Source organism: Thalassospira sp. ABD4_177 (assembly GCF_056160125.1).
Map to the genome: position 1 here is coordinate 114,123 of NZ_JBSWWO010000003.1, position 20,228 is coordinate 134,350.

19 protein-coding genes and 1 tRNA gene are annotated in these 20,228 nt (G+C 56.4%); 8 read left to right on the forward strand and 12 right to left on the reverse strand.

The features are described from left to right. The first annotated feature begins 52 nt into the window (after window positions 1-52). The 5 genes from ACXAF0_RS16490 to ACXAF0_RS16510 all read left to right on the forward strand — a co-directional run bounded on the left by ACXAF0_RS16490 (window position 53) and on the right by ACXAF0_RS16510 (window position 5,559). The gene (locus ACXAF0_RS16490; RefSeq protein WP_475346928.1) at window positions 53-472 is read left to right on the forward strand and encodes a cyclic nucleotide-binding domain-containing protein; all 420 of its coding nucleotides are present in this window, start codon (window positions 53-55) and stop codon (window positions 470-472) included. Window positions 473-666: 194 nt separating this feature from the next. Beyond that, complete coding sequence (thrC, locus tag ACXAF0_RS16495; protein ID WP_475346929.1) at window positions 667-2,064, forward strand: threonine synthase; 1,398 nt, start codon at window positions 667-669, stop codon at window positions 2,062-2,064. A 46-nt stretch (window positions 2,065-2,110) separates the two neighbouring features. Beyond that, window positions 2,111-3,370, forward strand: coding sequence for a M16 family metallopeptidase (locus ACXAF0_RS16500; RefSeq protein ID WP_475346930.1), 1,260 nt, complete (start codon window positions 2,111-2,113; stop codon window positions 3,368-3,370). Between the two features lie 120 nt (window positions 3,371-3,490). Next, entirely contained in the window at window positions 3,491-4,414 is a 924-nt protein-coding gene (locus ACXAF0_RS16505) for an ROK family protein (protein WP_475346931.1), read from the forward strand. A 173-nt stretch (window positions 4,415-4,587) separates the two neighbouring features. Further along, window positions 4,588-5,559, forward strand: coding sequence for a sensor domain-containing diguanylate cyclase (locus ACXAF0_RS16510; RefSeq protein WP_475346932.1), 972 nt, complete (start codon window positions 4,588-4,590; stop codon window positions 5,557-5,559). Between the two features lie 123 nt (window positions 5,560-5,682). Here ACXAF0_RS16510 and ACXAF0_RS16515 read toward each other — a convergent pair. The 5 genes from ACXAF0_RS16515 to ACXAF0_RS16535 all read right to left on the reverse strand — a co-directional run bounded on the left by ACXAF0_RS16515 (window position 5,683) and on the right by ACXAF0_RS16535 (window position 11,137). After that, a tRNA-Gln gene (locus ACXAF0_RS16515) sits at window positions 5,683-5,757 on the reverse strand. A gap of 90 nt (window positions 5,758-5,847) precedes the next feature. Further along, on the reverse strand, window positions 5,848-6,777 hold the full coding sequence (locus ACXAF0_RS16520; RefSeq protein WP_475346933.1) for a 4-(cytidine 5'-diphospho)-2-C-methyl-D-erythritol kinase: 930 nt from the start codon (window positions 6,775-6,777) through the stop codon (window positions 5,848-5,850). A gap of 21 nt (window positions 6,778-6,798) precedes the next feature. Then, entirely contained in the window at window positions 6,799-8,514 is a 1,716-nt protein-coding gene (locus ACXAF0_RS16525; protein WP_475346934.1) for a tetratricopeptide repeat protein, read from the reverse strand. Window positions 8,515-8,710: 196 nt separating this feature from the next. Beyond that, window positions 8,711-9,334 (reverse strand): DJ-1/PfpI family protein, encoded by a 624-nt coding sequence (locus ACXAF0_RS16530; protein ID WP_475346935.1) that lies wholly within the window; start codon window positions 9,332-9,334, stop codon window positions 8,711-8,713. A gap of 165 nt (window positions 9,335-9,499) precedes the next feature. Then, complete coding sequence (locus ACXAF0_RS16535; protein WP_475346936.1) at window positions 9,500-11,137, reverse strand: electron transfer flavoprotein-ubiquinone oxidoreductase; 1,638 nt, start codon at window positions 11,135-11,137, stop codon at window positions 9,500-9,502. A 273-nt stretch (window positions 11,138-11,410) separates the two neighbouring features. Between ACXAF0_RS16535 and ACXAF0_RS16540 the strand changes: the two genes are divergently transcribed. The 3 genes from ACXAF0_RS16540 to ACXAF0_RS16550 all read left to right on the forward strand — a co-directional run bounded on the left by ACXAF0_RS16540 (window position 11,411) and on the right by ACXAF0_RS16550 (window position 14,703). Further along, entirely contained in the window at window positions 11,411-12,301 is an 891-nt protein-coding gene (locus ACXAF0_RS16540; RefSeq protein ID WP_475346937.1) for a uracil-DNA glycosylase, read from the forward strand. Window positions 12,302-12,545: 244 nt separating this feature from the next. Next, complete coding sequence (locus ACXAF0_RS16545) at window positions 12,546-14,399, forward strand: lytic transglycosylase domain-containing protein (protein WP_475346938.1); 1,854 nt, start codon at window positions 12,546-12,548, stop codon at window positions 14,397-14,399. A 16-nt stretch (window positions 14,400-14,415) separates the two neighbouring features. Next, a complete protein-coding gene (locus ACXAF0_RS16550) occupies window positions 14,416-14,703 on the forward strand; it encodes a hypothetical protein (RefSeq protein ID WP_475346939.1) in 288 nt (95 codons plus the stop codon). A gap of 15 nt (window positions 14,704-14,718) precedes the next feature. Here ACXAF0_RS16550 and ACXAF0_RS16555 read toward each other — a convergent pair whose 3' ends face one another. The 7 genes from ACXAF0_RS16555 to ACXAF0_RS16585 all read right to left on the reverse strand — a co-directional run bounded on the left by ACXAF0_RS16555 (window position 14,719) and on the right by ACXAF0_RS16585 (window position 20,183). Then, on the reverse strand, window positions 14,719-15,426 hold the full coding sequence (locus ACXAF0_RS16555) for a tetratricopeptide repeat protein (RefSeq protein ID WP_475346940.1): 708 nt from the start codon (window positions 15,424-15,426) through the stop codon (window positions 14,719-14,721). Window positions 15,427-15,472: 46 nt separating this feature from the next. Further along, entirely contained in the window at window positions 15,473-15,973 is a 501-nt protein-coding gene (locus ACXAF0_RS16560) for a cytochrome c-type biogenesis protein (protein WP_475346941.1), read from the reverse strand. After that, on the reverse strand, window positions 15,970-16,506 hold the full coding sequence (locus ACXAF0_RS16565; RefSeq protein WP_475346942.1) for a DsbE family thiol:disulfide interchange protein: 537 nt from the start codon (window positions 16,504-16,506) through the stop codon (window positions 15,970-15,972). The genes ACXAF0_RS16560 and ACXAF0_RS16565 overlap by 4 nt, the downstream gene beginning before the upstream one ends. Further along, on the reverse strand, window positions 16,503-18,566 hold the full coding sequence (locus ACXAF0_RS16570) for a heme lyase CcmF/NrfE family subunit (RefSeq protein ID WP_475346943.1): 2,064 nt from the start codon (window positions 18,564-18,566) through the stop codon (window positions 16,503-16,505). Before ACXAF0_RS16570 ends, ACXAF0_RS16565 begins: the two co-directional genes overlap by 4 nt. Before the next feature lie 133 nt (window positions 18,567-18,699). Next, on the reverse strand, window positions 18,700-19,188 hold the full coding sequence (gene ccmE, locus ACXAF0_RS16575; protein WP_475346944.1) for a cytochrome c maturation protein CcmE: 489 nt from the start codon (window positions 19,186-19,188) through the stop codon (window positions 18,700-18,702). Between the two features lie 12 nt (window positions 19,189-19,200). Beyond that, the gene (gene ccmD, locus ACXAF0_RS16580; RefSeq protein ID WP_475346945.1) at window positions 19,201-19,398 is read right to left on the reverse strand and encodes a heme exporter protein CcmD; all 198 of its coding nucleotides are present in this window, start codon (window positions 19,396-19,398) and stop codon (window positions 19,201-19,203) included. Next, on the reverse strand, window positions 19,395-20,183 hold the full coding sequence (locus tag ACXAF0_RS16585) for a heme ABC transporter permease (RefSeq protein ID WP_475346946.1): 789 nt from the start codon (window positions 20,181-20,183) through the stop codon (window positions 19,395-19,397). Before ACXAF0_RS16585 ends, ccmD begins: the two co-directional genes overlap by 4 nt. Window positions 20,184-20,228 lie beyond the last annotated feature (45 nt).

The following is a 20,228-nucleotide window of genomic DNA, read 5'->3' on the forward strand; positions in this document are numbered from 1 at the left end:
GCAATGACCGGGGATATAATCCCGGCTAAATTTACATGGGCACTGCAAAAACATGGGCATAACCGACGGCAACAAGAAGGTGATGGACCGACAGGTCTTTGCCATCGATCAGGTCATTTTTCGCGAAGGCAAACCCGGCAACGCCGCCTATGTTGTGCAGGAAGGCAAGGTCGAAATCTTCAAGACGCTGAGCGAAGGCAAAGAAGTCGTCCTGGGAACCATTGATGCAGGCGGGTTGTTTGGCGAACTGGCCCTTGTCGATAACCAGCCGCGCATGGCATCCGCCCGGGCCAAGGAACGTACCGTTCTGATCGCAATCAGCCGCCAGACGTTCGAAAAGAAGATGTCGGGCTCTGACCGGTTCATCAAGGCGGTTCTGCGAATCCTTCTGGGCAACTACCGTACAGTCGTCCGTCGTGCCGCCTTGGCCGAGGCCAAGCTCAAAGAACATGACATCCCGCTTGATGGCTAAGCCATCCTGGTTCCGATGTTTGCGGTGATGGCCTGCCTTGATCGTGCTTTATGCCCGGTGCGTGCCAGACCTGCTGTATTGCCCCTTGACTATAGCGGCGCAAACCCTCACTAAATCAGGCCTTGCCGTGTTTTTGGGGCGAATTGTCCCCGAACGCATGGAACCGGTATTTGCCTTATGCAGGAGCAGGTCTAGTGCGCTATGTCAGCACGCGGGGAAGCGCCCCCGTTTTGCAGTTCGATGAAGTTCTTCTTGCCGGTCTGGCCCGTGACGGGGGGCTTTATGTTCCCGAAACCTGGCCGACCTTTTCCAAGGACGATATTCGTGCGCTGCGAACTCTGACCTATGCCGAAGTGGCCTTCAAGGTGATCCAGCCGTTTGTGTCGGGCACCGTCGATGATGATGCCCTTAAGGCCATTCTCGAAGATACCTATAGTGGCTTTGACCACGAAGCGGTCGCACCGCTCAAGCAGCTTGGTCCGAATGACTGGGTCATGGAGCTGTTCCATGGTCCGACACTGGCGTTCAAGGACTATGCCCTGCAGGTCGTTGGTCGCCTGTTTGACCATGTTCTGGCCAAACGAGGCGAGCGGATCACGATTGTCGGTGCGACGTCGGGTGATACCGGGTCGGCCGCGATTGAGGCCTGCCGCGATCGTGAAAATATCGATATCTTTATCCTGCATCCCAAAGGCCGCGTTTCCGAAGTCCAGCGTCGCCAGATGACGACGATCCTGTCGGACAATGTGCATAACGTTGCCGTCGAAGGATCGTTCGATGATTGTCAGGATCTGGTCAAGGCGCTGTTTAATGATCATGGCTTCCGCGATGAAGTTGGTCTGTCGGCAGTGAATTCGATCAACTGGGCGCGCATCATGTGCCAGATCGCCTATTATTTCTGGGCGGGTGTGCAGCTTGGATCGCCGGAACGCGAAATATCCTTCTCTGTGCCGTCGGGCAACTTTGGCAATGTCTATGCCGGTTATGCGGCAATGCAGATGGGCCTTCCGATCAAACAGTTCGTGGTTGGCGCCAATCGCAATGACATTCTGGCCCGCTTCTTTGAGAGTGGCGTCATGAAGATGGAAGGCGTTGAGCCGTCTCTCAGCCCGTCGATGGATATTCAGGTCAGCTCAAACTTCGAGCGTCTGATGTTTGATCTTTATGACCGTGACGGTCTGGCAATTGCCGAGATGCTGACCAAATTCCGCGAGACGGGTGTTATGGAAATGTCGCAGGGCCAGTTTGGTCGCGCACGCGAACATTTTGATGGCTATCGCCTTGATGACGGAGAAACCAAAGCCGCGATCAAGGATGTATTGGCAACCAGTGGTGAACTGGTTGATCCGCATTCGGTGATTGGCATTGTGTCGGGGCGTCAATGCAACCGTGACAAATCGGTGCCGATGGTGGCGCTGGCAACCGCCCATCCGGCCAAGTTCCCGGATGCGGTCAAGCAGGCGTCGGGGATCTACCCGGACTTGCCGCCGCGTCTTTCCGATCTATATGACCGGCCTGAGAAGGTTGAACCCATGTCCAATGATGTGGCAGCCTTGATGGCGCATGTTCGTAAAAATCGACGTGCTGCCTGAGGCCCGCCATGGTTGGACCCGAAATACGAAACAGGAGTAATGCTATATGACAGTCGAGCTCACCCGGCTTGACAATGGAATGATTGTCGCGACCGACCGTCTGGATCACGTAGAGTCGGTTGCCTTGGGCACATGGGTTAATGTTGGGGCGCGTAATGAGTCGCCTGACATCAACGGCATTTCCCATATGCTTGAACATATGGCGTTCAAGGGCACGCGTCGGCGTTCGGCGCTTCAGATTTCCGAAGAAATCGAAGCGGTCGGTGGGCAGATGAATGCCTATACCTCGCGCGAGAACACGGCCTATTATTGCAAGGTCCTGCACGAAGATCAGGAACTGGCGATTGACGTGATTGCCGATATCCTGCAGCACTCGACACTTGATGCGAAGGAACTCGAACGCGAACGTCAGGTAATCCTGCAGGAAATCGGTCAGGCCAATGACACGCCCGACGACATCATTTTCGACTATTTCCAGGAGACCGCCCTGCCAAATCAGGCATTGGGGCGTTCGATCCTGGGGAGCCCGGAAAATGTATCGTCGCTGAGCCGCGATGATCTGTTCGATTTCATGTCGCGCCGCTATAGCCCGAAAAACATGGTGTTTTCGGCTTCCGGCAAAGTCGAACACGACCGTGTCGTCGATATGGTGTCGAAAAAGTTCGACAGCCTGCCCGCCCATGAAGAGCACGCGATCGAGCCCGCGAAATATGAAGGCGGCAGCCGGATCGAAAACCGCAAGCTTGAACAGGTCCATGTGATCATGGGGCTGCCGACGGTGTCCTACACCGATGACAGCTTCTATGACCTGCAGGTGTTTAACACACTGCTCGGTGGCGGTATGTCGTCGCGCCTGTTCCAGGAAATCCGCGAGAAACGCGGGCTGGTCTATTCGGTCTATAGCTTCTCGTCGCATTATGTGGATGGCGGCCTGTTTTCGATCTATGCCGGAACCGGGGCCAATGACATTGGCGAACTGATGCCGGTCATGTGCGATCAACTGGTACGCGCAACCGAAGACCTTTCGGAAGAAGAAGTCACCCGTGCGCGTGCACAGCTCAAGGCATCGGTGGTGATGGCGATGGAAAGCAATTCCGGTCGCTGCGAGACACTGGCACGTCAGATCCAGATTTTCGGCAAGCCGCAAAGCATGGAAGAAATCGTTGCCAAGATCGATGCGGTTGATCTTGAAAGCGTGCGTCGTTCCGGCAAGGCGTTGCTGGATGGCAAACCGACGATTACTGCCCTTGGTCCTGTGGATCAGATGCCGGGATATGACGATGTGGCGGCGCGCCTGCGCGGTTAATTTCCGACCCGTCGCCAAGAATTTGAACGGCACCTGCCAGCCCGGCAGGTGCCGTTTCTTTTTGCTGCGATCGTTTTGCTGGTGTATCCCGATAACAGGATGTTTAGGGAAAAGCACAGCATGCAATATGCCTTTGACATAGGTGGCTCGCATATCGAGTTCGGTGTTTTTGATGGGGATGGGGAAATGGTTCTTCATCGCAAGGTCGCGACACCGCGCGATGATCGGGATGGTTTTGTCAAAACGCTGGCCGCGTTTGTCCGGGAGGCCGATGCACAATACGGCCAATGTCCGGTGGGCATCAGTCTGGCGGGCGGGATAGACCCGAAAACCGGGGCGGTGATTTCGGCCAATATTCCCGCGATCCAGGGCTGGCCGCTCGCCGCCGGGCTTTCAGATATTCTGGATCGCACGGTTCTGGTCGAGAATGATGCCGATTGTTTTGCCCTGGCCGAGGCCACAACAGGTGCTGCCCAAAACGCCCGGACTGTCTTTGCCATCATCCTTGGCAGCGGGGTTGGCGGCGGCATCGTGTTTGATGGGCAGTTCGTCGGTGGCAACAGCGGTATTCGCGGGGAGTGGGGGCATGGCAATGATGTCAGTGGCGCGCTGATTCGCCATGGCCTCTCGTCTGTGGCCTGCGGCTGTGGACGGACAGGCTGCCTTGACAGTTGGGGCGGGGCGCGCGGGCTTGAGCGTATCTACTTGCAAATCCACGGCGCGGAGGCGGCCAGTCATGACATCACGACCGCATGGCAGGCGGGGGATGATCGGGCTGCGCGGGTCATCGATATTTATTGTGATCTGGTGGCCGGTGAATTGGCCCTGATGGTCAATGTTCTTGATCCGGATTGTATCCCGGTGGGCGGCGGGTTGGCATCCGAGGCAGCCTTGATCGCAGAAATCGACGCACGGATCCGGCACCAGGTTCTGGGGCGTTATGATGAACCATTGGTGGTGCCTGGTGCCTATGCCCGGGATGGTGGATTGCGCGGGGCAGCCTTGCTCCATCAGATGTCGGTGCGTGCGAAACCGGCTGATTGAATCCGGTCATATCAGAAAAATATTATCCAAGCAGAAGAATAGCCTATGCCTTGGTATGTGAAGGGTTTAGAATTTGCCTTTCGCGACCGAGGGTTTTAATTGTCGCAGTATAACAAGGCTTTATGACCGGATTTTCGTAGCAAAACCGTGCCGGTCAAATAATGGGAAACATCATGACGACCGAGTTTGAGACCGATCATCAGGCAGAAATGGCCAAAATGTTCGAACAGCGTGTTGAGGCAATCCTGAAGCTTGGCATCGAGCAGTTCGGTCTGCCTGTCGGAATTTTCAGCGCCATTGGCGAAGAGACCTATGAAATTCGCCAGGTCTTCCACCCGGAAAATGCCCTGACCCCGGGGATGGCGTTCGATGTGGATGATACGTTTTGCGCCCAGGTCATTGCCACCAAGGAAGTCCTTGCCGTGCATGATCTTGGTGAAACCGGATATAGCGAGCACCCGGCTGGCGAGAAATTTGGTTTTGCCGCCTATCTTGGTGCGCCGATCCTGGTAGAGGGCGAATGTATCGGTACTCTTGCCTTTGGCAGCGCATCACCGGTATCGGCTTTCCTTGCACATGATATCGAAATGGCCCAGCTTTTTGCTGACTCACTCGGTCAGGCGGTGGCGCATATCCATGATCTTAAGGAACTCGACAAGGTTCGCGCGGATCTGGAGCGATCAACAAACACGGATCCACTGACCGGTCTTTACAATCGTCGCTATATGGAAGGTTTGCTGCGTACCGAACTTGAGCGCGCAAACCGTTATGGCAATGCGGTTGTGGTCGGCATGGTCTTTTTCGACAATCTCAAGAAGCTGAATGAAAGCTTTGGCTACGATGCTGGCGATGCGGCGTTGCAGCTGTTTGGCGAAGTCGCATCCGAGATGATGCGCGAAACCGATGTAATCGCGCGCTGGAGTGATAAGGAATTCCTGATCCTGATGCCCGAAACCGGGGCCGCCGGGGCGCTTAATTACCTGCAGCGCCTGACGGAGCGTGTACGTGCGGAAGACTTCCATACTGGCAAGGAACAGCTTCACCTGACGCTTAGCGTTGGGCTGGGTATTGCGGAATCCGGTGATACGCTCGACAAGCTGGTATCTCGGGCCAGCATCGCGATGCACCAGTCAAAAGAAACCTGATCCAGTGTGGTTTGGTGGCACGTTTGCGTGCCACCTTTGTGCACCACCCTTGTGCACCCCTTTGGGCGCTATCAAACGCGTAAAAGAAAACCGCTTTGAGGAAAACCTCAAAGCGGTTTGTCTTGGCTGGGGCGGTAGGATTCGAACCTACGGTACACGATACCAAAAACCGATGCCTTACCACTTGGCCACGCCCCATCAGCGTGTGTGGCGCGGAAAATAGCGCCCTCATGCCAAGAGTGCAACCCTCTATTTGAAGGTTTTTTTATCCGGTCACGGCCCTGATGTTCAGTCGGGGAAGGCTGCACCGATTGTTGCCTGCTCGCGGGTCTTTTGCGTCAGGATATGCGTGGGCGAAATCCACCAGTCCGGGTTCTGCGCGGCAATGGCACGGGCTGCACGTTCGGCCTGATCATTTGTGTCGTAAATCCCAAAACACGTGGCGCCACTGCCCGACATTCGGGCAAGCAGGCAGCCTTCTTCGCGAGCCAGTGTATTGAGCACATCACAAATCTCGGGAAGGATACCGGTGGCAAGCAGGGTCAGGTCATTGCCGCAGTCCGAAAGGGCGTCTGCAAGGGCGGCACCACTTTGAAATGTCTGTTTGGGATCCCACGCGCCGGAGGGGCTGAAGCCTTCTTCAGCGCGGGCCTTGAAAATCTCGGGCGTTGAAACCGCCTTGCCCGGATTGATCAGGACCATCGGTACGGGGGGCAAATCGGGTAGTTCGGCGATTTCTTCGCCGATCCCCGACATCACACAGGTTTTGCCATGGACGCAAACCGGGACATCAGCGCCGAGCGACAGGGCGATGCGCGACAGGGTGTCTGGTTCAAGGTCAAGTTGCCACATCTCGCAGAGCAAGCGGATGGCTGCCGCCGCATCCGCCGATCCGCCGCCAATGCCCGAGGCAACCGGCAGGCGCTTATCGAGGATAAGGTCCGCACCCTGTTTGATCGAGCCTGCTTCCTGCAGCATCCGTGCGGCGCGCATGACAAGATTGTCGTCGGTGTTTTCGCCAGTGAGGGGGGCTGCCATCGGGCCGGTGATGGCAAGGGTGATCTTGTCATCATCACGTACTTCACCGGTCAGGACATCACCGGTCGCGGTAAAGCAGACCAGACTTTCAAGCAGGTGATAGCCGTCATCGCGTTTGCCGGTGACGTGTAAAAACAGGTTAACCTTGGCAGGTGCCTGCTGGCGATAGGTCGCAGACATGAACGTTTCTTCCCAAATGCGTCAGTTCACGACAATCGGGGCCACGCTTGGTACCTGGCCATTGATTTTGGCTTCTACAGTACTGCGCAGGTCTTCGGTCGGATTGAATGACAGGGCACGGTGCCACTGGAAGCGGGCTTCGTGATAGCGCCCGATCTGCCAATAGGCATCGCCGAGATGGTCATTGATTGTCGGATCGTCAGGTTTCAGTTCGACGGCCTTTTCAAGATGCTCGACTGCGTCTTCGAAACGCCCCAGCTTGTAATAAACCCAGCCCAAGCTATCGACGATATAGCCATCATCGGGCTGTAATTCGACGGCTCGTTTGAGCATGTCTTCGGCTTGATCGAAATTCATGCCCATATCCACCCAGCTATAGCCGAGATAGTTCAGCACATAAGGCTGTTCCGGTTCGATTTCGAGCGCCTGCAGGAAGTCGGCCTCGGCCCGGGCCCAATCACCGGCCCGTTCATGAGCAATGCCGCGACGATAAAGCAGGCGCCAGCCAACCTGGGTCTGGCCACCCAGGCGTTCGATGGCCTTGTCATAGGCATCGGCTGCCGGACCGTATTCCTGCTGAATGCGCAGGATATCACCCAACTGGATCAAGGCATCGGGACGATCGCGGCGTTCACTGACCATGTCTTCAAGGATATCAATCGCCTCATCGGCGCGACCGATTTGCTCCAAGCTGGATGCGATACGCAGCCGTGCGTTCCAGCTGTGCGGCGAAGAGACCGGAATGGCGCCGTAAACGTCAATGGCCGTTTCAAAGCGATCCTGGATTTCCATGACCTCGCCGACCAGAAGACGGGTAATATCATCATCCGGGCGCAGCGACATGGAATAGCGCGCCATCAGCAAGGATGGGTCAACGGCGTTTTCCTGACTGAGCAGGGTCGCAATATCAAGATAGGCTTCTGCCAGACCCTCGGCCGGGGTCAGCATGGTGGCAATCGGTGGTTCTTTGCGATCAAGGCGCGCCAAATGGAAAGGCATGGCAAGCGATTGCGGATGCCGGTCCATGTAGCTTTCATAAAGAAGCGATGCCTTTTGCACCTGTCCTTTGCGTTCATAAACTGCACCAAGAGCCTCGGCCGCGCGCAGCGGTGCATCGGCCGGATCGCCATAGGCACTGGCAAGGGCGCGTTCGGCGGCATCAAAATCGCTGAAATGCGCCAGGATCAATCCACGATGATATTCCGACAGCGGATTGAGCGACCCATTGCCCTGCATGCCATCAAGGGCGGTCATTGCCGGCGCTTTTTGATCCAGTCCGGTATAGAGCCATGCCTTTGCCAGGGGGGCAATCAGGGCATTGATGCCGCGTTCGGGCAGGCTTGAGACAATATCAAGCGCATCCTGATAGCGATCTTCGCGAATGGCGGCATCCATCACGGTCAGGGCCGCAAACAGGTCCTGATCATTTTCAGATTGCAGCTGGGTGGCAATACCGACCGCATCGCTGATGCGCCCGTCGCTGATCAGTGCGAGAAAGGCGCGACGGCGCAGTTCCGCATTGTCGGGATCAAGGTTATGGGCACGCAAAAGATATTGTGCGGCATAGTCCGACTGGCTTTCCATCTGTGCGGCTTTGCCAGCCAGGAAGTTACCCGAAAAACCGTTCGATTGCGGATACTCGAAAACGGCGTCATCACCATTCTGCGGCATGGTGCCACAGGCCGATAGTGCAATCGCCGTCATCGGGATGAGGAGGTGTAACAGTTTACGTTTCAAAGGCTTTTCCTGCGTCCGCAATTCGGGTTCGGAGATGCAAAGGTGCATGCATCGCCATAGTGAATTTCGGGTTTAGCCTACTCAGTCGGCAATTATAAGGCAAAGCATTTGCAACACGGAACCATGCGCAAAAGCCATCACAATAAAGTAATGAGCCGCAAAGCGCGGAAAGCAGCGGTCATGAGGCGCATTTAGGCTAGCAATAAAGCGGGCGCTTTGCCGGGACCTCAAGCTGTTTGCCAATGATTTCGCGGGCCTGCTTGGCATATTGCGAGCCTTGACCAACCGGCGCGACGGTCTCAAGGACCGCAATCGCCTTATCCAGGCCAACCGCCTTGGCAAGGAACCAGCCCGCAAGATAACTTGATGACAGGCAGCCGCCACTGGTGACGATATTGCCCTGTGCGACCAATGGGCGGTCTTCGATGACAGTATCGGTGCGCGCAATCAGCGGGCGGGTTTTGCTATCTGTTGTCACGGTCGCGGGCAGCAGCCCCATCCGATAAAGAAACAAAACGCCCGAGCATTGCGCCCCGATCAACTGGCGCGACGGATCAAGCGACAGGGGTTTCATGATATCCGGATCATTGATGTGATCGCGCGAATGAATGCCACTGCCCAGCAAGACCGCATCGGCATCCCGGGCAAAGGACAGGGGCTTTTGCACGGAAACGGAAACACCATTCATCGACGTGACGGTTTCGCCCGTGCCCGTGATTTCGGCATGGACACCATCGGCCTTGGCGCGGTTTAAAATCGACAGGGCGACGAAGCTGTCGAGTTCGTTGAAGCCATCGAGTGTCACGATTGCGATTTTCATGTCGATCTTGCCTGCGCGTTTAAAAGGGCCGGTATTGAACGCGCAGATTGAATTTGAAACAAGTAAAAACTGATATGCGGCTTTGGCGGGATAATAGCCAATCATCAGACCAAAAGAAAAAGGCCCGCATCAAGCGGGCCTTTTGTATGAGGAAAGCCGAAAGGCTTACATATTCGGGTAGTTGGGCCCGCCGCCACCTTCGGGCACGACCCAAACGATGTTCTGGGTCGGGTCCTTGATGTCGCAGGTTTTGCAATGCACGCAGTTCTGCGCGTTGATCTGCAGGCGGTTGCCACCGTTTTCTTCGTCTTCGACAAATTCATAAACACCGGCCGGGCAGAAGCGGGCTTCGGGCCCGTCATAAACGGCAAGGTTGGTGTTGACCGGAACGCTGTCATCTTTCAGCGTCAGGTGGATCGGCTGATCCTCACCATGGTTGGTGTTTGACAGGAAGACCGATGACAGCTTGTCGAAGCTGACTTTGCCATCCGGTTTCGGATAGTCGATCTTCGGCATGTCTTTTGCCGGTTTCAGGCAGGAATGGTCTTCGTGGTTTTTGAAGGTCCAAGGAGCCTTGCCACCGAACAGATAGGTATCAACCGCACTATAGGCCATGCCACCCCAGAAGCCCCATTTGGCGAAGCTCGGACGGATGTTACGCACCTTATGCAGTTCCGGATAGACCCAGCTGTCTTTGAGACGCTGCGGGTAGCTGTCCATCTGTGCCGGCGTTTCGTCCTTGGTCAGGGCTTCGAATGCGGCTTCGGCAGCCAGCATGCCGGTCTTCATTGCGGTGTGCGAACCCTTGATCTTCGGCACGTTCATGAAGCCGGCCGAACATCCGATCAGGCAACCACCCGGGAAGACAAGATCCGGGATCGACTGGAAGCCGCCTTCGTTGAGCGCACGTGCGCCGTACGAAATGCGACGACCGTTTTCAAAGATCTTGCGGATTTCCGGATGCGTCTTGAAACGCTGGAATTCATCAAACGGGCTGAGATGCGGGTTTTCGTAATCAAGACCGATCACGAAGCCGACCACCACCTGATTGTTATCGAGGTGATAGAGGAACGACCCGCCATAGGTGTCCTTGTTCAGCGGCCAGCCAACGGTGTGCTGAATAAGGCCTTCCTTGTGGACTTCGGGATCGACTTCCCAGAGTTCCTTGATACCGATGCCATAGGTCTGCGGATCGGAATTCTTGCGCAGATCAAATTTCTTGATCAGCTGTTCGGACAGTGAGCCACGGCACCCTTCGGCAAAGAAGGTGTATTTGGCGTGCAGTTCCATACCCGGTTCGTGGTTCGGGCCCGGCGTGCCATCACGCTGCAGGCCCATATCGCCAGTCGCGATGCCCTTGACCGAACCATCATCGTTGAACAGAACTTCGGCAGCAGCAAAGCCCGGGTAAACTTCAACACCGAGTGCTTCGGCCTGTTCGCCAAGCCAGCGGCAGACATTGCCGAGGCTGACGATATAGTTGCCCTTGTTGTGCATCTGCGGCGGGGTCGGCAGCTTTTTCGCAGCCGTCTCGCTCAGCATCAGGAACTGGTCTTCGCCTGCGGGCACATTCAGTGGTGCGCCACGTTCCTGCCAGTCCGGGAAAAGTTCATTGATCGAGCGCGGCTCCATCACGGCACCCGAAAGGGTATGTGCGCCGACCTCGGAACCTTTTTCAACCACACAGACGGTGATTTCTTTTTCCTGTTCCTGGGCGAGTTGCATCAGCTTGATGGCCGCTGACAGACCGGATACACCGGCGCCAACAACGACCACGTCAAATTCCATGGATTCCCGTTCCATTTGGCCTCTCTCCTTTGGCTGGCGACCGTATCGAACTGTTCCCGTTCGTTGGCCGTGAGCCGGTATTCACCGTTCAGGGTCTCGCCCAAGCCCTGAATTCTCAGATAATTCTTACTGGATAAAGCTATACCGATCATGGGATCGGTTGACAATCCATAGTCATGAACGGTGTCGCGTTTGTACTCTGGCACAAAGGACCCAAAATCGTATAAGGTCTTTCCAAGCAGTGCCCGCGATCCCGTTCGCGGTGCAACATACATCGCTTTTGTGTAGATGAGCAAACCAATTACAGACTTTGATGTAAATAATCTCGACCCGTTCGAGGCCCTTGTCTGGCAATTTGAAATGGGCGCGGACGAGGCCATCGCCGACGAGCCGCTTGACCGTTTCAAGGCGTCTGAAAGCCTGCGCCAGAACGCGGCCAACCGTCAGGGATTTGGCGCGAATGCGCGTCCGGGCGCACCGCGTCCGGCCGGTGGTCCAGCCCGTCCGGCACAGGCCGCAGGACCGGGGACGGCACCGATGCCAGCTGGTGCCGATGGCGGGTTTTTGTTGTCTGATACGCCGCACGAGGCCCGCCAATCCGCACGCGATGCGGCGGCTGCGGCAAACAGCCTTGACGAGCTCAAGGCCGCGATTGAAAAGTTTGAAGGCTGCGCGCTGAAGAAGTCAGCGAGCAATACGGTCTTTGGTACGGGCAATGTCGAAGCCAAGCTGGTCTTGGTTGGCGAAGCACCCGGGGCCGAAGAGGACCGTCAGGGCCTGCCTTTCGTCGGGCCGAGTGGGAAGCTTCTGGATGCGATGCTGCGTTCCATCGGGCTTGCGCGTGAAGGAGCCTATATCACCAATATTCTGCCCTGGCGCCCGCCGGGGAACCGCCAGCCGACCACGGCGGAAATCGCGGTGTGTGAGCCGTTCATTCGCCGTCATCTTGAGCTGATCGGGCCGAAGGTCGTTGTGTGCCTTGGCGGCAGTTCAGCCAAGACATTGATGGAAGAAGATCGCGGCATTACGCGTTTACGCGGCACATGGAAGGAAATTTCATTTGCCGATGGTAAAAATGCGGCCCTGACTGCGATGTTCCATCCGGCCTATCTTCTGCGGACACCGGAACAAAAACGCCTGGCCTGGCGTGATCTGCGCGCGATCTCGCACAAGCTTTAGATCTGCCCCTAAGGAATTGGCAATAAAGTCACTGTATGCATGGGAGACATGCATGCGTTTGGGCGGGTTTGTTTGGTTCGCGCCAAGTGATTGATTCCAGATAAATGATTTCGCGGTTTGGGTGTTTCCTGTTATAAGGAACGCCGTTGCACGAGGGGGAACACCGACGGCAACGGGTTGCGAGACCAAACTGCTTCGGGATAAACACGCGGCTTGAAAACAAGCCTCGTTGGGGAAACTGATTTTGATCGAAGCAATAAGAACACGCCTGCCGGGTGTCAAAAGCACCGTAAGGCAGGGACTCTTCTTCGCGTTTCTTGGCACCATGACGATTATGGGTGCCGCGTCACCTGCTGCTGCCAGCACGCAGGAACAGGCTGCGCTAAGCAATCCTGTGCTTGATGACGCGCTTTCGACGCTGATCCCAAAGCCGCTTTCCGAACGTGACGCCGAACTTTACGAACAGATTTTTGCTGTTCAGGAACAGGGCCGGTGGCAAGATGCCGACCGCCTGATTTCGCGCCTGTCCGATGATGTCCTGATGGGGCATGTGATGGCGCAGCGTTATCTGCATCCGACGGCGTATCGGTCGCGTTACAAGGAATTGAAGGGCTGGCTTGCCAAATATGCCGATCATCCGCAGGCACCGCGCATCTACAAACTTGCGCTGAAACGTCGTGGCACGGCCAACTATCCGAAAAAGCCGGTTGGCAGCTATGTTTCCGGTGCCGGATATGATTACGAGAACATCCGGCCTTATTATCACAAGTCGACCAAGAAGCTGTCGTCCAAGCAGCGTTCACGCGTCTCGACCCTGAAGCGTCGCATTCGCCATCGCATTGGCAATGGCTGGCCGACCGGGGCGCTTGAAGTTCTTAACAGCGACGAAGCACAGCGCATTTTTGACGCCTATGAGCAGGACTATGCCAAGGCGGCGATTGCATCGGGCTACTATTACTTTGGCAAACCGGACCTTGCGTTGAAATATGCCAGCGAAGCGGCCAAGCGTTCGGGCAAGCATCTGCCCCAAGCGCACTGGACAGCGGGCCTGACCGCGTGGCGCCTTGGCAAGATGGATGAGTCGCACGCCCATTTCGCAGCACTGAGCATCAACAAATACGCGTCAAGCTGGACCCGCACGGCGGGTGCGTTCTGGGCAGCGCGGATTGATCTGGCCGCAGGCCGGTTTGATGAAGCCGATGTCATGTTGAACCGGGCGGCGGAATATCCGCGCTCCTTCTATGGCCAGTTGGCAATGCGTGCGCTGGGGCGTGATGATGTCTTTGACTGGGACAGCCTTGAGCTTGATGAAAATCGTGCGAACAAGCTGAAACTTGATCCGCATGGGCGTCGGGCATTGTCGCTTATGCAGGTTGGTCAGCGCGATGAAGCCGAACGTGAACTGCGCAAGGCCGCGGCCAAGGATGACGATTCGCTGCGTCGGGCTGTTCTGGCCCTGACCGATACGGCAAACTTTGCGTCCCTTACCATGCGTCTTGGCAGCTATATCGCGCAAAAGACAGGCGATGTGTTCGTCAACGCGCTGTATCCGGTTCCGCCGTGGGCCCCGGAAGGTGGCTATGAAGTTGACCGTGCGGTGATCTATGCCTTCATGCGTCAGGAATCGGGTTTCAACACCGATGCACGCAGCCATGCCGGTGCACGCGGTTTGATGCAGCTGATGCCGGCTACGGCAAGCTATATCGGCAACACGCGCTATCGCGGTGCCAAACGCGCCGAGCTGTATCAGCCGGAAATCAACCTGTCGCTTGGACAGAAATATGTTGATCATCTGCTTGATCAGAATGGCGTTGATAACGGCTTCCTGCAGTTGATGGCGGCCTATAACGGGGGCATTGGCAATCTTGGTCGCTGGCAGAAGGCGCTCAAGGACAATGTCGATCCGCTTTATTTCATCGAAAGCATCCCGTCGCGTGAAACCCGTTTGTTCATCGAACGCGTGATGGCCAATCTTTGGATGTATCGTTCCCGGTTCGGTCAGGAAACGCCGTCGCTTGATCTTCTGGCAGCTGGCGAATGGCCAACCTATCAGCCCCAAGATCAGGACACGGACCGCGGCCTGACAGCGCAGCGCTAAGCGCAAGTCACCTGCGATGACAGCCCATAACGGCAATAGCCCGCAACAGCCCAAAACAGATCACAAGGACCGCGCCCCGGAACAGGGGACGGTCCTTGATCGTATCAAGATGCCACCCATGAGCGGCGAAGAAGCCCTGCGCCGGTTTGACGAGGGCCATGCATCCCAAACCGGTTCTGAAAACGCACGTCACACCGGGGAGCTTGAAAACCTGCATCCGGTCATGAAACTGGTCGCACTTGGCGGGACATTGTTGCTGATTGTGGGTGTGCTGCTTGGGGTGCTGTATCTGTTTTCGGCCTAAGAGCCGGGCTTCGACTTACTGCGCGCTGTCGTCACTGGATTGCAGGGCAGCGATTTCGCTTTTTGTGGCATTGCCCAGCGGATCGTCACTGGGCAGGTCGCGATAGAGGTCGCTGAGCACCCGCAGGGCTTGTTCCGGTTTGCCATTTTGTTTGAGCATCATGCCGTAATAGTAACGCGCCAACAGATGGTTGGGCATCTGGCCCAGGGCATGCAGGACCAGATCGCGCGATGTATTGTCGATCTTTCCGTCCTGGGCTGTGATGCGAGTATCGGCATATTCGATGGCAAGCAACGGGTTCTCACCTGACAGGGCATAGGCCTGGGCAAACGCGGCCACAGCCCGTTCAATATTTCCAAGACGTAGCGACCCTCGCGCAAGCGCTACCCAGCCCTGAAGGTTGCGTGGATTGACCTCAAGCGAGACGACAATCTGATTAAGCAATCGCCTGATCTGCTGATCGGTTTTGAAGTCGGGATCAGTGGCGTTATCGGCAACGGCGGCGGCCGCAGCCAGATTGCGTTCGCCCGCGCGATCAGCATAGGGGCGTGCGGGCAGGCTCGGGCTGCCCAGCATGGCATAAAGCCCCAATGCGGCAATGACCGGCAAGGCAGCAAACGACACGCGACGCGCACGTGATCCGTGGCCTGCTGATTTCGGCAGGCTTGCATAAAGGGCCGCACCCGCCAGAAGTGCCAGAACAGTCAAGCCGATCCAGATCACCGGAAACCTCCGATCGGATGGGGATATGTCAGGCGATCATGGTTCATCAGGCTTTGCCGTCGTCTTTGGAAGATCCAAGAAGCTCGTCCAGCCGATCCTGTTCATCCTTGGACAGGGATGCCGAGGCGGTTGATCCATCGCGTTGCTTGCGGCGGTAAAAGGTAAAAACAGCCAGAAGGGCGAGAACCACCAGAACGACCGGACTTGCCCACAGAATATAGGTTTCGGGTTTGAGCGGCGGGTTCAGCAGAACATAGTCGCCATAGCGCGCAACGATATAGTCGATGACTTCCTGATTTTCATCGCCAGCGACCAGCCGTTCGCGCACCAGCACGCGCAGATCACGCGCCAGTTCGGCATCGGAATCGTCAATCGACTGGTTCTGACACACAAGGCAACGCAGTTCCTTGCTGATTTCACGTGCGCGTTCTTCGAGAACCGGGTTGGACAGCATTTCTTCCGGATTGACAGCCAAGGCCGGGTTGGACGCAATCACCGGGACCAGCATGGCAAGGGCACCAAAAACAAGTTTGAAGCGTCTGATCATCCCTTTATCTCCCCGATTTTTGGCAGCAGGACTTTTTCAAGGACTTCGACCGTTACCGGACCGACATGCTTGTATCTGATTTGGCCATTGCCATCGATGATGAAGGTTTCTGGAACTCCATAAACGCCGAAATCGATCCCGGTGCGCCCGGAAATATCCATGCCAACAGCAGCATAAGGGTCGCCAAGCTCATCGAGCCATTTCACACCGTCTTCAGGGTCCTTTTCCTTGTAATTCAGGCCATAGACCGGAACGTTGGCTTCACGTGACAGGCGCTTGATCAGCGGGTGTTCTGCACGACATGGAATGCACCAGCTGGCAAAGACATTCAGAACCGAGACTTCACCCTGTGTCAGATCGGCACGTGACAGGCCATCTTCGCGTCCCGGCAGGGGCGGGAGCGAGAATGCCGGCGCCGGTTTGTCGATCAGCACCGATGGCACGACAGAGGCATCCTTGTCGATGTTTAACAAAAACACCCCGGCCAGTGCGGCAAATAAAACCAGCGGGATTATGGCGATCGAAAATCTCATGAAGCGGGAACTCCAAACTTCTTAAGGCGGAGGATTACGCGCGTGAGGATGCTGAAACATCCCCCGATCAACATCAATAGCATGCCACCCCAAACCCAGGGCATCATCGGCAAGTAATGCACGGTGACGGTACGGCCACCATCATTATCGCGGTCGCCGATGGAAACATGCAAATCACCATCCCGACCATGCCAGATGTCGGCTTCGCGGGTTTCGACACCACGGATCGGATAATAGCGAATTTCCGGGAAAAGCTCTGTGACCGGCAGGGAGTGACGATACAGGATAAAGGTCGCCTGACGGGTGGCGTAGTTTTCACCTGCCAAAAGCGAGACGCCTTCATATTGCAGGTTATAGGGGCCGGCCTGAATGCTTTGTCCGGCACGGGCTGAAACGACAACCTGTTCTTCCCAGATGCTACTCGCCGATCCGCCAGCGATCAGAACCGCCAGACCGATATGGGAAAGTGTCATGCTGACATAGCGGGGGCCAAGAAGCTGAAGGTTGCGATATTTGCTTTCGCCATGTTCCGGGTGGCGCCAAAGCCGTGCCCAAAGGTCACTGATCGATGCGGTAAGAACCCACCCGGCAAGGCCGATGCCGATCAGCGGGGCCGGGGACATGTCGATAAACCGGATCGAAACAAACAGAACCGTGATCAATGACAGGATGGCGGCAAGTTTCATGCGCCGCCCGATCATCCATACTTCATCCTGTCGCCAGCGCAGGGCCGGGGCAAAGGCCATCAGAAACAGCATGGGGACAACGATGGGGATCAGGACATCAACATAGAAAGGCGCGCCAACCGTGATCGGCTCGCCTGTGATCCATTTCAGGACCAGCGGATAGATCGTGCCAATCAGGACGACGGCCCCGATCAAGGACAACATGACACTGTTGAGGAACATCGCACTTTCGCGCGAAATCACCTCGAAACAGCGACCAACCCCCATCTGATCCACCGATCGCCAGAACAGGTAATAGGCAATCCCGAAGACCACACAGAACCCGACCAGAAGCCCGGTGCTGTCACTGGGCAAAAGTTGGGTTTCAGGCAAGGGGGCGAAAAGATCAGAACGGGTCAGATACACCCCGAACCAGCCAACTGCCAAGGCCGTGATCGCAAGAAATGCTGTCCAGCCCCGAAGGGCTTCGGTTTTTTCCAGAACCGCGCGGCAATGCAACAGGGCAGTGGCCAGCAACCATGGCAAAAGCAGGCTGTTTTCGGCCGTGTCCCAATACCACCAGCCCCCCCAAGCCTGCTCACTATAAGAGCGATAGGCGTTGATTGCGATCGCAGCACCCAGACAAACCCAGGATGCGATGGTCCAGGACCGCATGGTTTCGGCAAGCTTACGATCGATCCTGCGATCAAACAGCCCAGCCAATATCAGGGCAAAGACCCCGGAAAGGCCCGCAAGACCGAAATACAGAAACGGTTCGCGCAGAATTTTGAGCACGTCCTGGCTTTGCGGGTTCATGCCCCGCCCGTCAAGCGGTACCACGCCTGCTCGCAGGAACGGATTGGCATCAATCAGGGTGATAACACCCAGTATGGCAACCAGAAGCCCCACAATCGACAGCGCGTTGCGGCCAAATCGATCATCACCGGTTTCTGAGCGTTTGTGCAATTGAAATGCCAGCAGCAGGTTCACCAAAGACAACGCCACAAGCCACAGCAACATCGCCCCGCCATCAGGGGTGAATGCCGCCCCGATGCGATAGAGAAGCGGGGTGGATGAATGGCTGACATCGGTGACGATGGGCAGGGTGAAGTCGCTGACGATAAAGGCGTTCAGCAATGCGGCCTCGGCCAGAAGGCCAAGCAGAAGGATGGTTGCGGGCAGCAAGAACAGATTGGCGGGTCTTGCCACCGGGCCAAAGGCGGCGCCGTCATCACCATGTGAAATGTCGAGACTGCCAGCGGGGGTGGCCTTGGGCATTTTCGGGGTGAGCGTGCGCAGGGAGGCGTGCAGCCACAGCGGACTGAACAGGACAGCCTGTCCGATCCCGGTGACCACCATCAGAAGCAGGGCAAAATGTCCTAACTCTGCAAGCATGTGCGTCTAAGGCTTCCCCAATAAGTTCCCCTGCGATCTATTGCCTGATCTGTGGGGCACGGATCAAGGGGCAATGGTCGCGGCTATGTGCTTCTTGCGCGTATGGTCGGGCTTTATGGCGGCAGAATGTGGCTTAATTGCGCATCTCTTCGGCGTTTTTGGCTTCTATTTCTTCCCAATAGCCGCTTTTCTTAAGCGATTCGGCGACTTCGGGCGGCATGTAGTTTTCGTCATGCTTGGCCAGAACTTCAGACGCGATAAAGGTGCCTTCGCTGCTCATATGGCCTTCGGCAACCACGCCCTGACCTTCTCGAAACAGGTCCGGCAAAATGCCGCGATAGGAAACCGGCACGGTTTCCGCCATATCCGTGACAGCAAAGGCAATGGTTTGGCCGTCATCCTGCTTTGCAACCGATCCTTCGACGACAAGACCGCCAATGCGCAAACGCTGATCGGGATCGATGGGGGATTTTTCGGCGATTTCGGTCGGGCTGAAGAAAAATACGACCGAGTCTTCGAACGCGGTCAGCATCAGGGCCGCAGCACCCCCAACGGCGAGCAGGATGGCGCCGATGACATACATGCGTTGGCGTTTGCGGATTTTTGCGCGGGAAAGGGACACAGTCGTTCTCCGTCAGGATGCCTTTTGGGTCTTTTTGGTGCGGCGCGGGCGCCGTGCTTGCAAGACGGCTTCGAGCTGATCGCGTTCGATACGGCTGCTGCGCAGGCCACGCAGGGTAGCGATCAGCAAGACAATCATGGCCAGCGCTGTTAAGCCGTAACTTGCCCAGATATAGCTGCCATAGCCGCCCATTGAGAAGAATTCACTCATTGTTTGGCCTCCGCATTGTGACCGGCTTCATAGCTTTGATCCTTGGCCGGTTCCGGGGTGCTGCGTTCATCGAACATGCCCGACAGATGCAGGGCGCGAATGCGACGCTCATTGAGCTCAAGGCGCACACGCAGGATCAGAACAACGAAGTAGTAGCAGGTAAAACCAAGGATCATCAGGGCAAGTGGCAATTGCATGCTGGGATCAATCGCCGGACCATCCATGCGCACGATCGAGGCCGGCTGATGCAGCGTGTTCCACCAGTCGACCGAGAATTTGACGATGGGGACATTGACTGCCCCGACCAAGGCCAGGGCCGATCCCGCCTTTGATCCGCGTTCTGGATCGTCAAAGGCGTTTACCAGCGCCATGTAGCCCAGATAAAGGAACAACAGGATCAGCATCGATGTCAGGCGCGCATCCCACACCCACCAAGTGCCCCACATCGGTTCGCCCCAAAGCGACCCGGTAATCAGGCAAAGGGCAGTAAAGGTCGCGCCAACCGGTGCGGTGGCGCGCGCGCAAATATCGGCCAACGGGTGTTTCCAGATCAGGCTCATCGCGCCGCAGATCGCCATGCCGACATAACAAAACAGCCCCATCCATGCGGCTGGGACATGGATATACATGATCCGCACGGTGTGGCCCTGCTGGTAATCAACAGGCGACCCGATCAGGGAAAAATAAAGCCCGGCCGCGATCAGGATCACGGTCAGAACCGACAGCCACGGCAGGATCGGGGCTGTGAATTTCAAAAACACACTTGGTTTAGCAAAACGATGCATTTTTCTTATCCTTGGTGCGGAAATCCGCAAAGGGTCATCTTGTGT

Coding starts and splice junctions, on each gene's coding strand:
- ACXAF0_RS16490 (WP_475346928.1), top strand. CDS start 53: ATGGGCATAACCGACGGCAACAAGAAGGTGATGGACCGACAGGTCTTT.
- ACXAF0_RS16500 (WP_475346930.1), top strand. CDS start 2,111: ATGACAGTCGAGCTCACCCGGCTTGACAATGGAATGATTGTCGCGACC.
- ACXAF0_RS16505 (WP_475346931.1), top strand. CDS start 3,491: ATGCAATATGCCTTTGACATAGGTGGCTCGCATATCGAGTTCGGTGTT.
- ACXAF0_RS16510 (WP_475346932.1), top strand. CDS start 4,588: ATGACGACCGAGTTTGAGACCGATCATCAGGCAGAAATGGCCAAAATG.
- ACXAF0_RS16520 (WP_475346933.1), bottom strand. CDS start 6,777: ATGTCTGCGACCTATCGCCAGCAGGCACCTGCCAAGGTTAACCTGTTT.
- ACXAF0_RS16530 (WP_475346935.1), bottom strand. CDS start 9,334: ATGAAAATCGCAATCGTGACACTCGATGGCTTCAACGAACTCGACAGC.
- ACXAF0_RS16535 (WP_475346936.1), bottom strand. CDS start 11,137: ATGGAACGGGAATCCATGGAATTTGACGTGGTCGTTGTTGGCGCCGGT.
- ACXAF0_RS16540 (WP_475346937.1), top strand. CDS start 11,411: ATGAGCAAACCAATTACAGACTTTGATGTAAATAATCTCGACCCGTTC.
- ACXAF0_RS16550 (WP_475346939.1), top strand. CDS start 14,416: ATGACAGCCCATAACGGCAATAGCCCGCAACAGCCCAAAACAGATCAC.
- ACXAF0_RS16560 (WP_475346941.1), bottom strand. CDS start 15,973: ATGATCAGACGCTTCAAACTTGTTTTTGGTGCCCTTGCCATGCTGGTC.
- ACXAF0_RS16565 (WP_475346942.1), bottom strand. CDS start 16,506: ATGAGATTTTCGATCGCCATAATCCCGCTGGTTTTATTTGCCGCACTG.
- ACXAF0_RS16570 (WP_475346943.1), bottom strand. CDS start 18,566: ATGCTTGCAGAGTTAGGACATTTTGCCCTGCTTCTGATGGTGGTCACC.
- ccmD (WP_475346945.1), bottom strand. CDS start 19,398: ATGAGTGAATTCTTCTCAATGGGCGGCTATGGCAGCTATATCTGGGCA.
- ACXAF0_RS16585 (WP_475346946.1), bottom strand. CDS start 20,183: ATGCATCGTTTTGCTAAACCAAGTGTGTTTTTGAAATTCACAGCCCCG.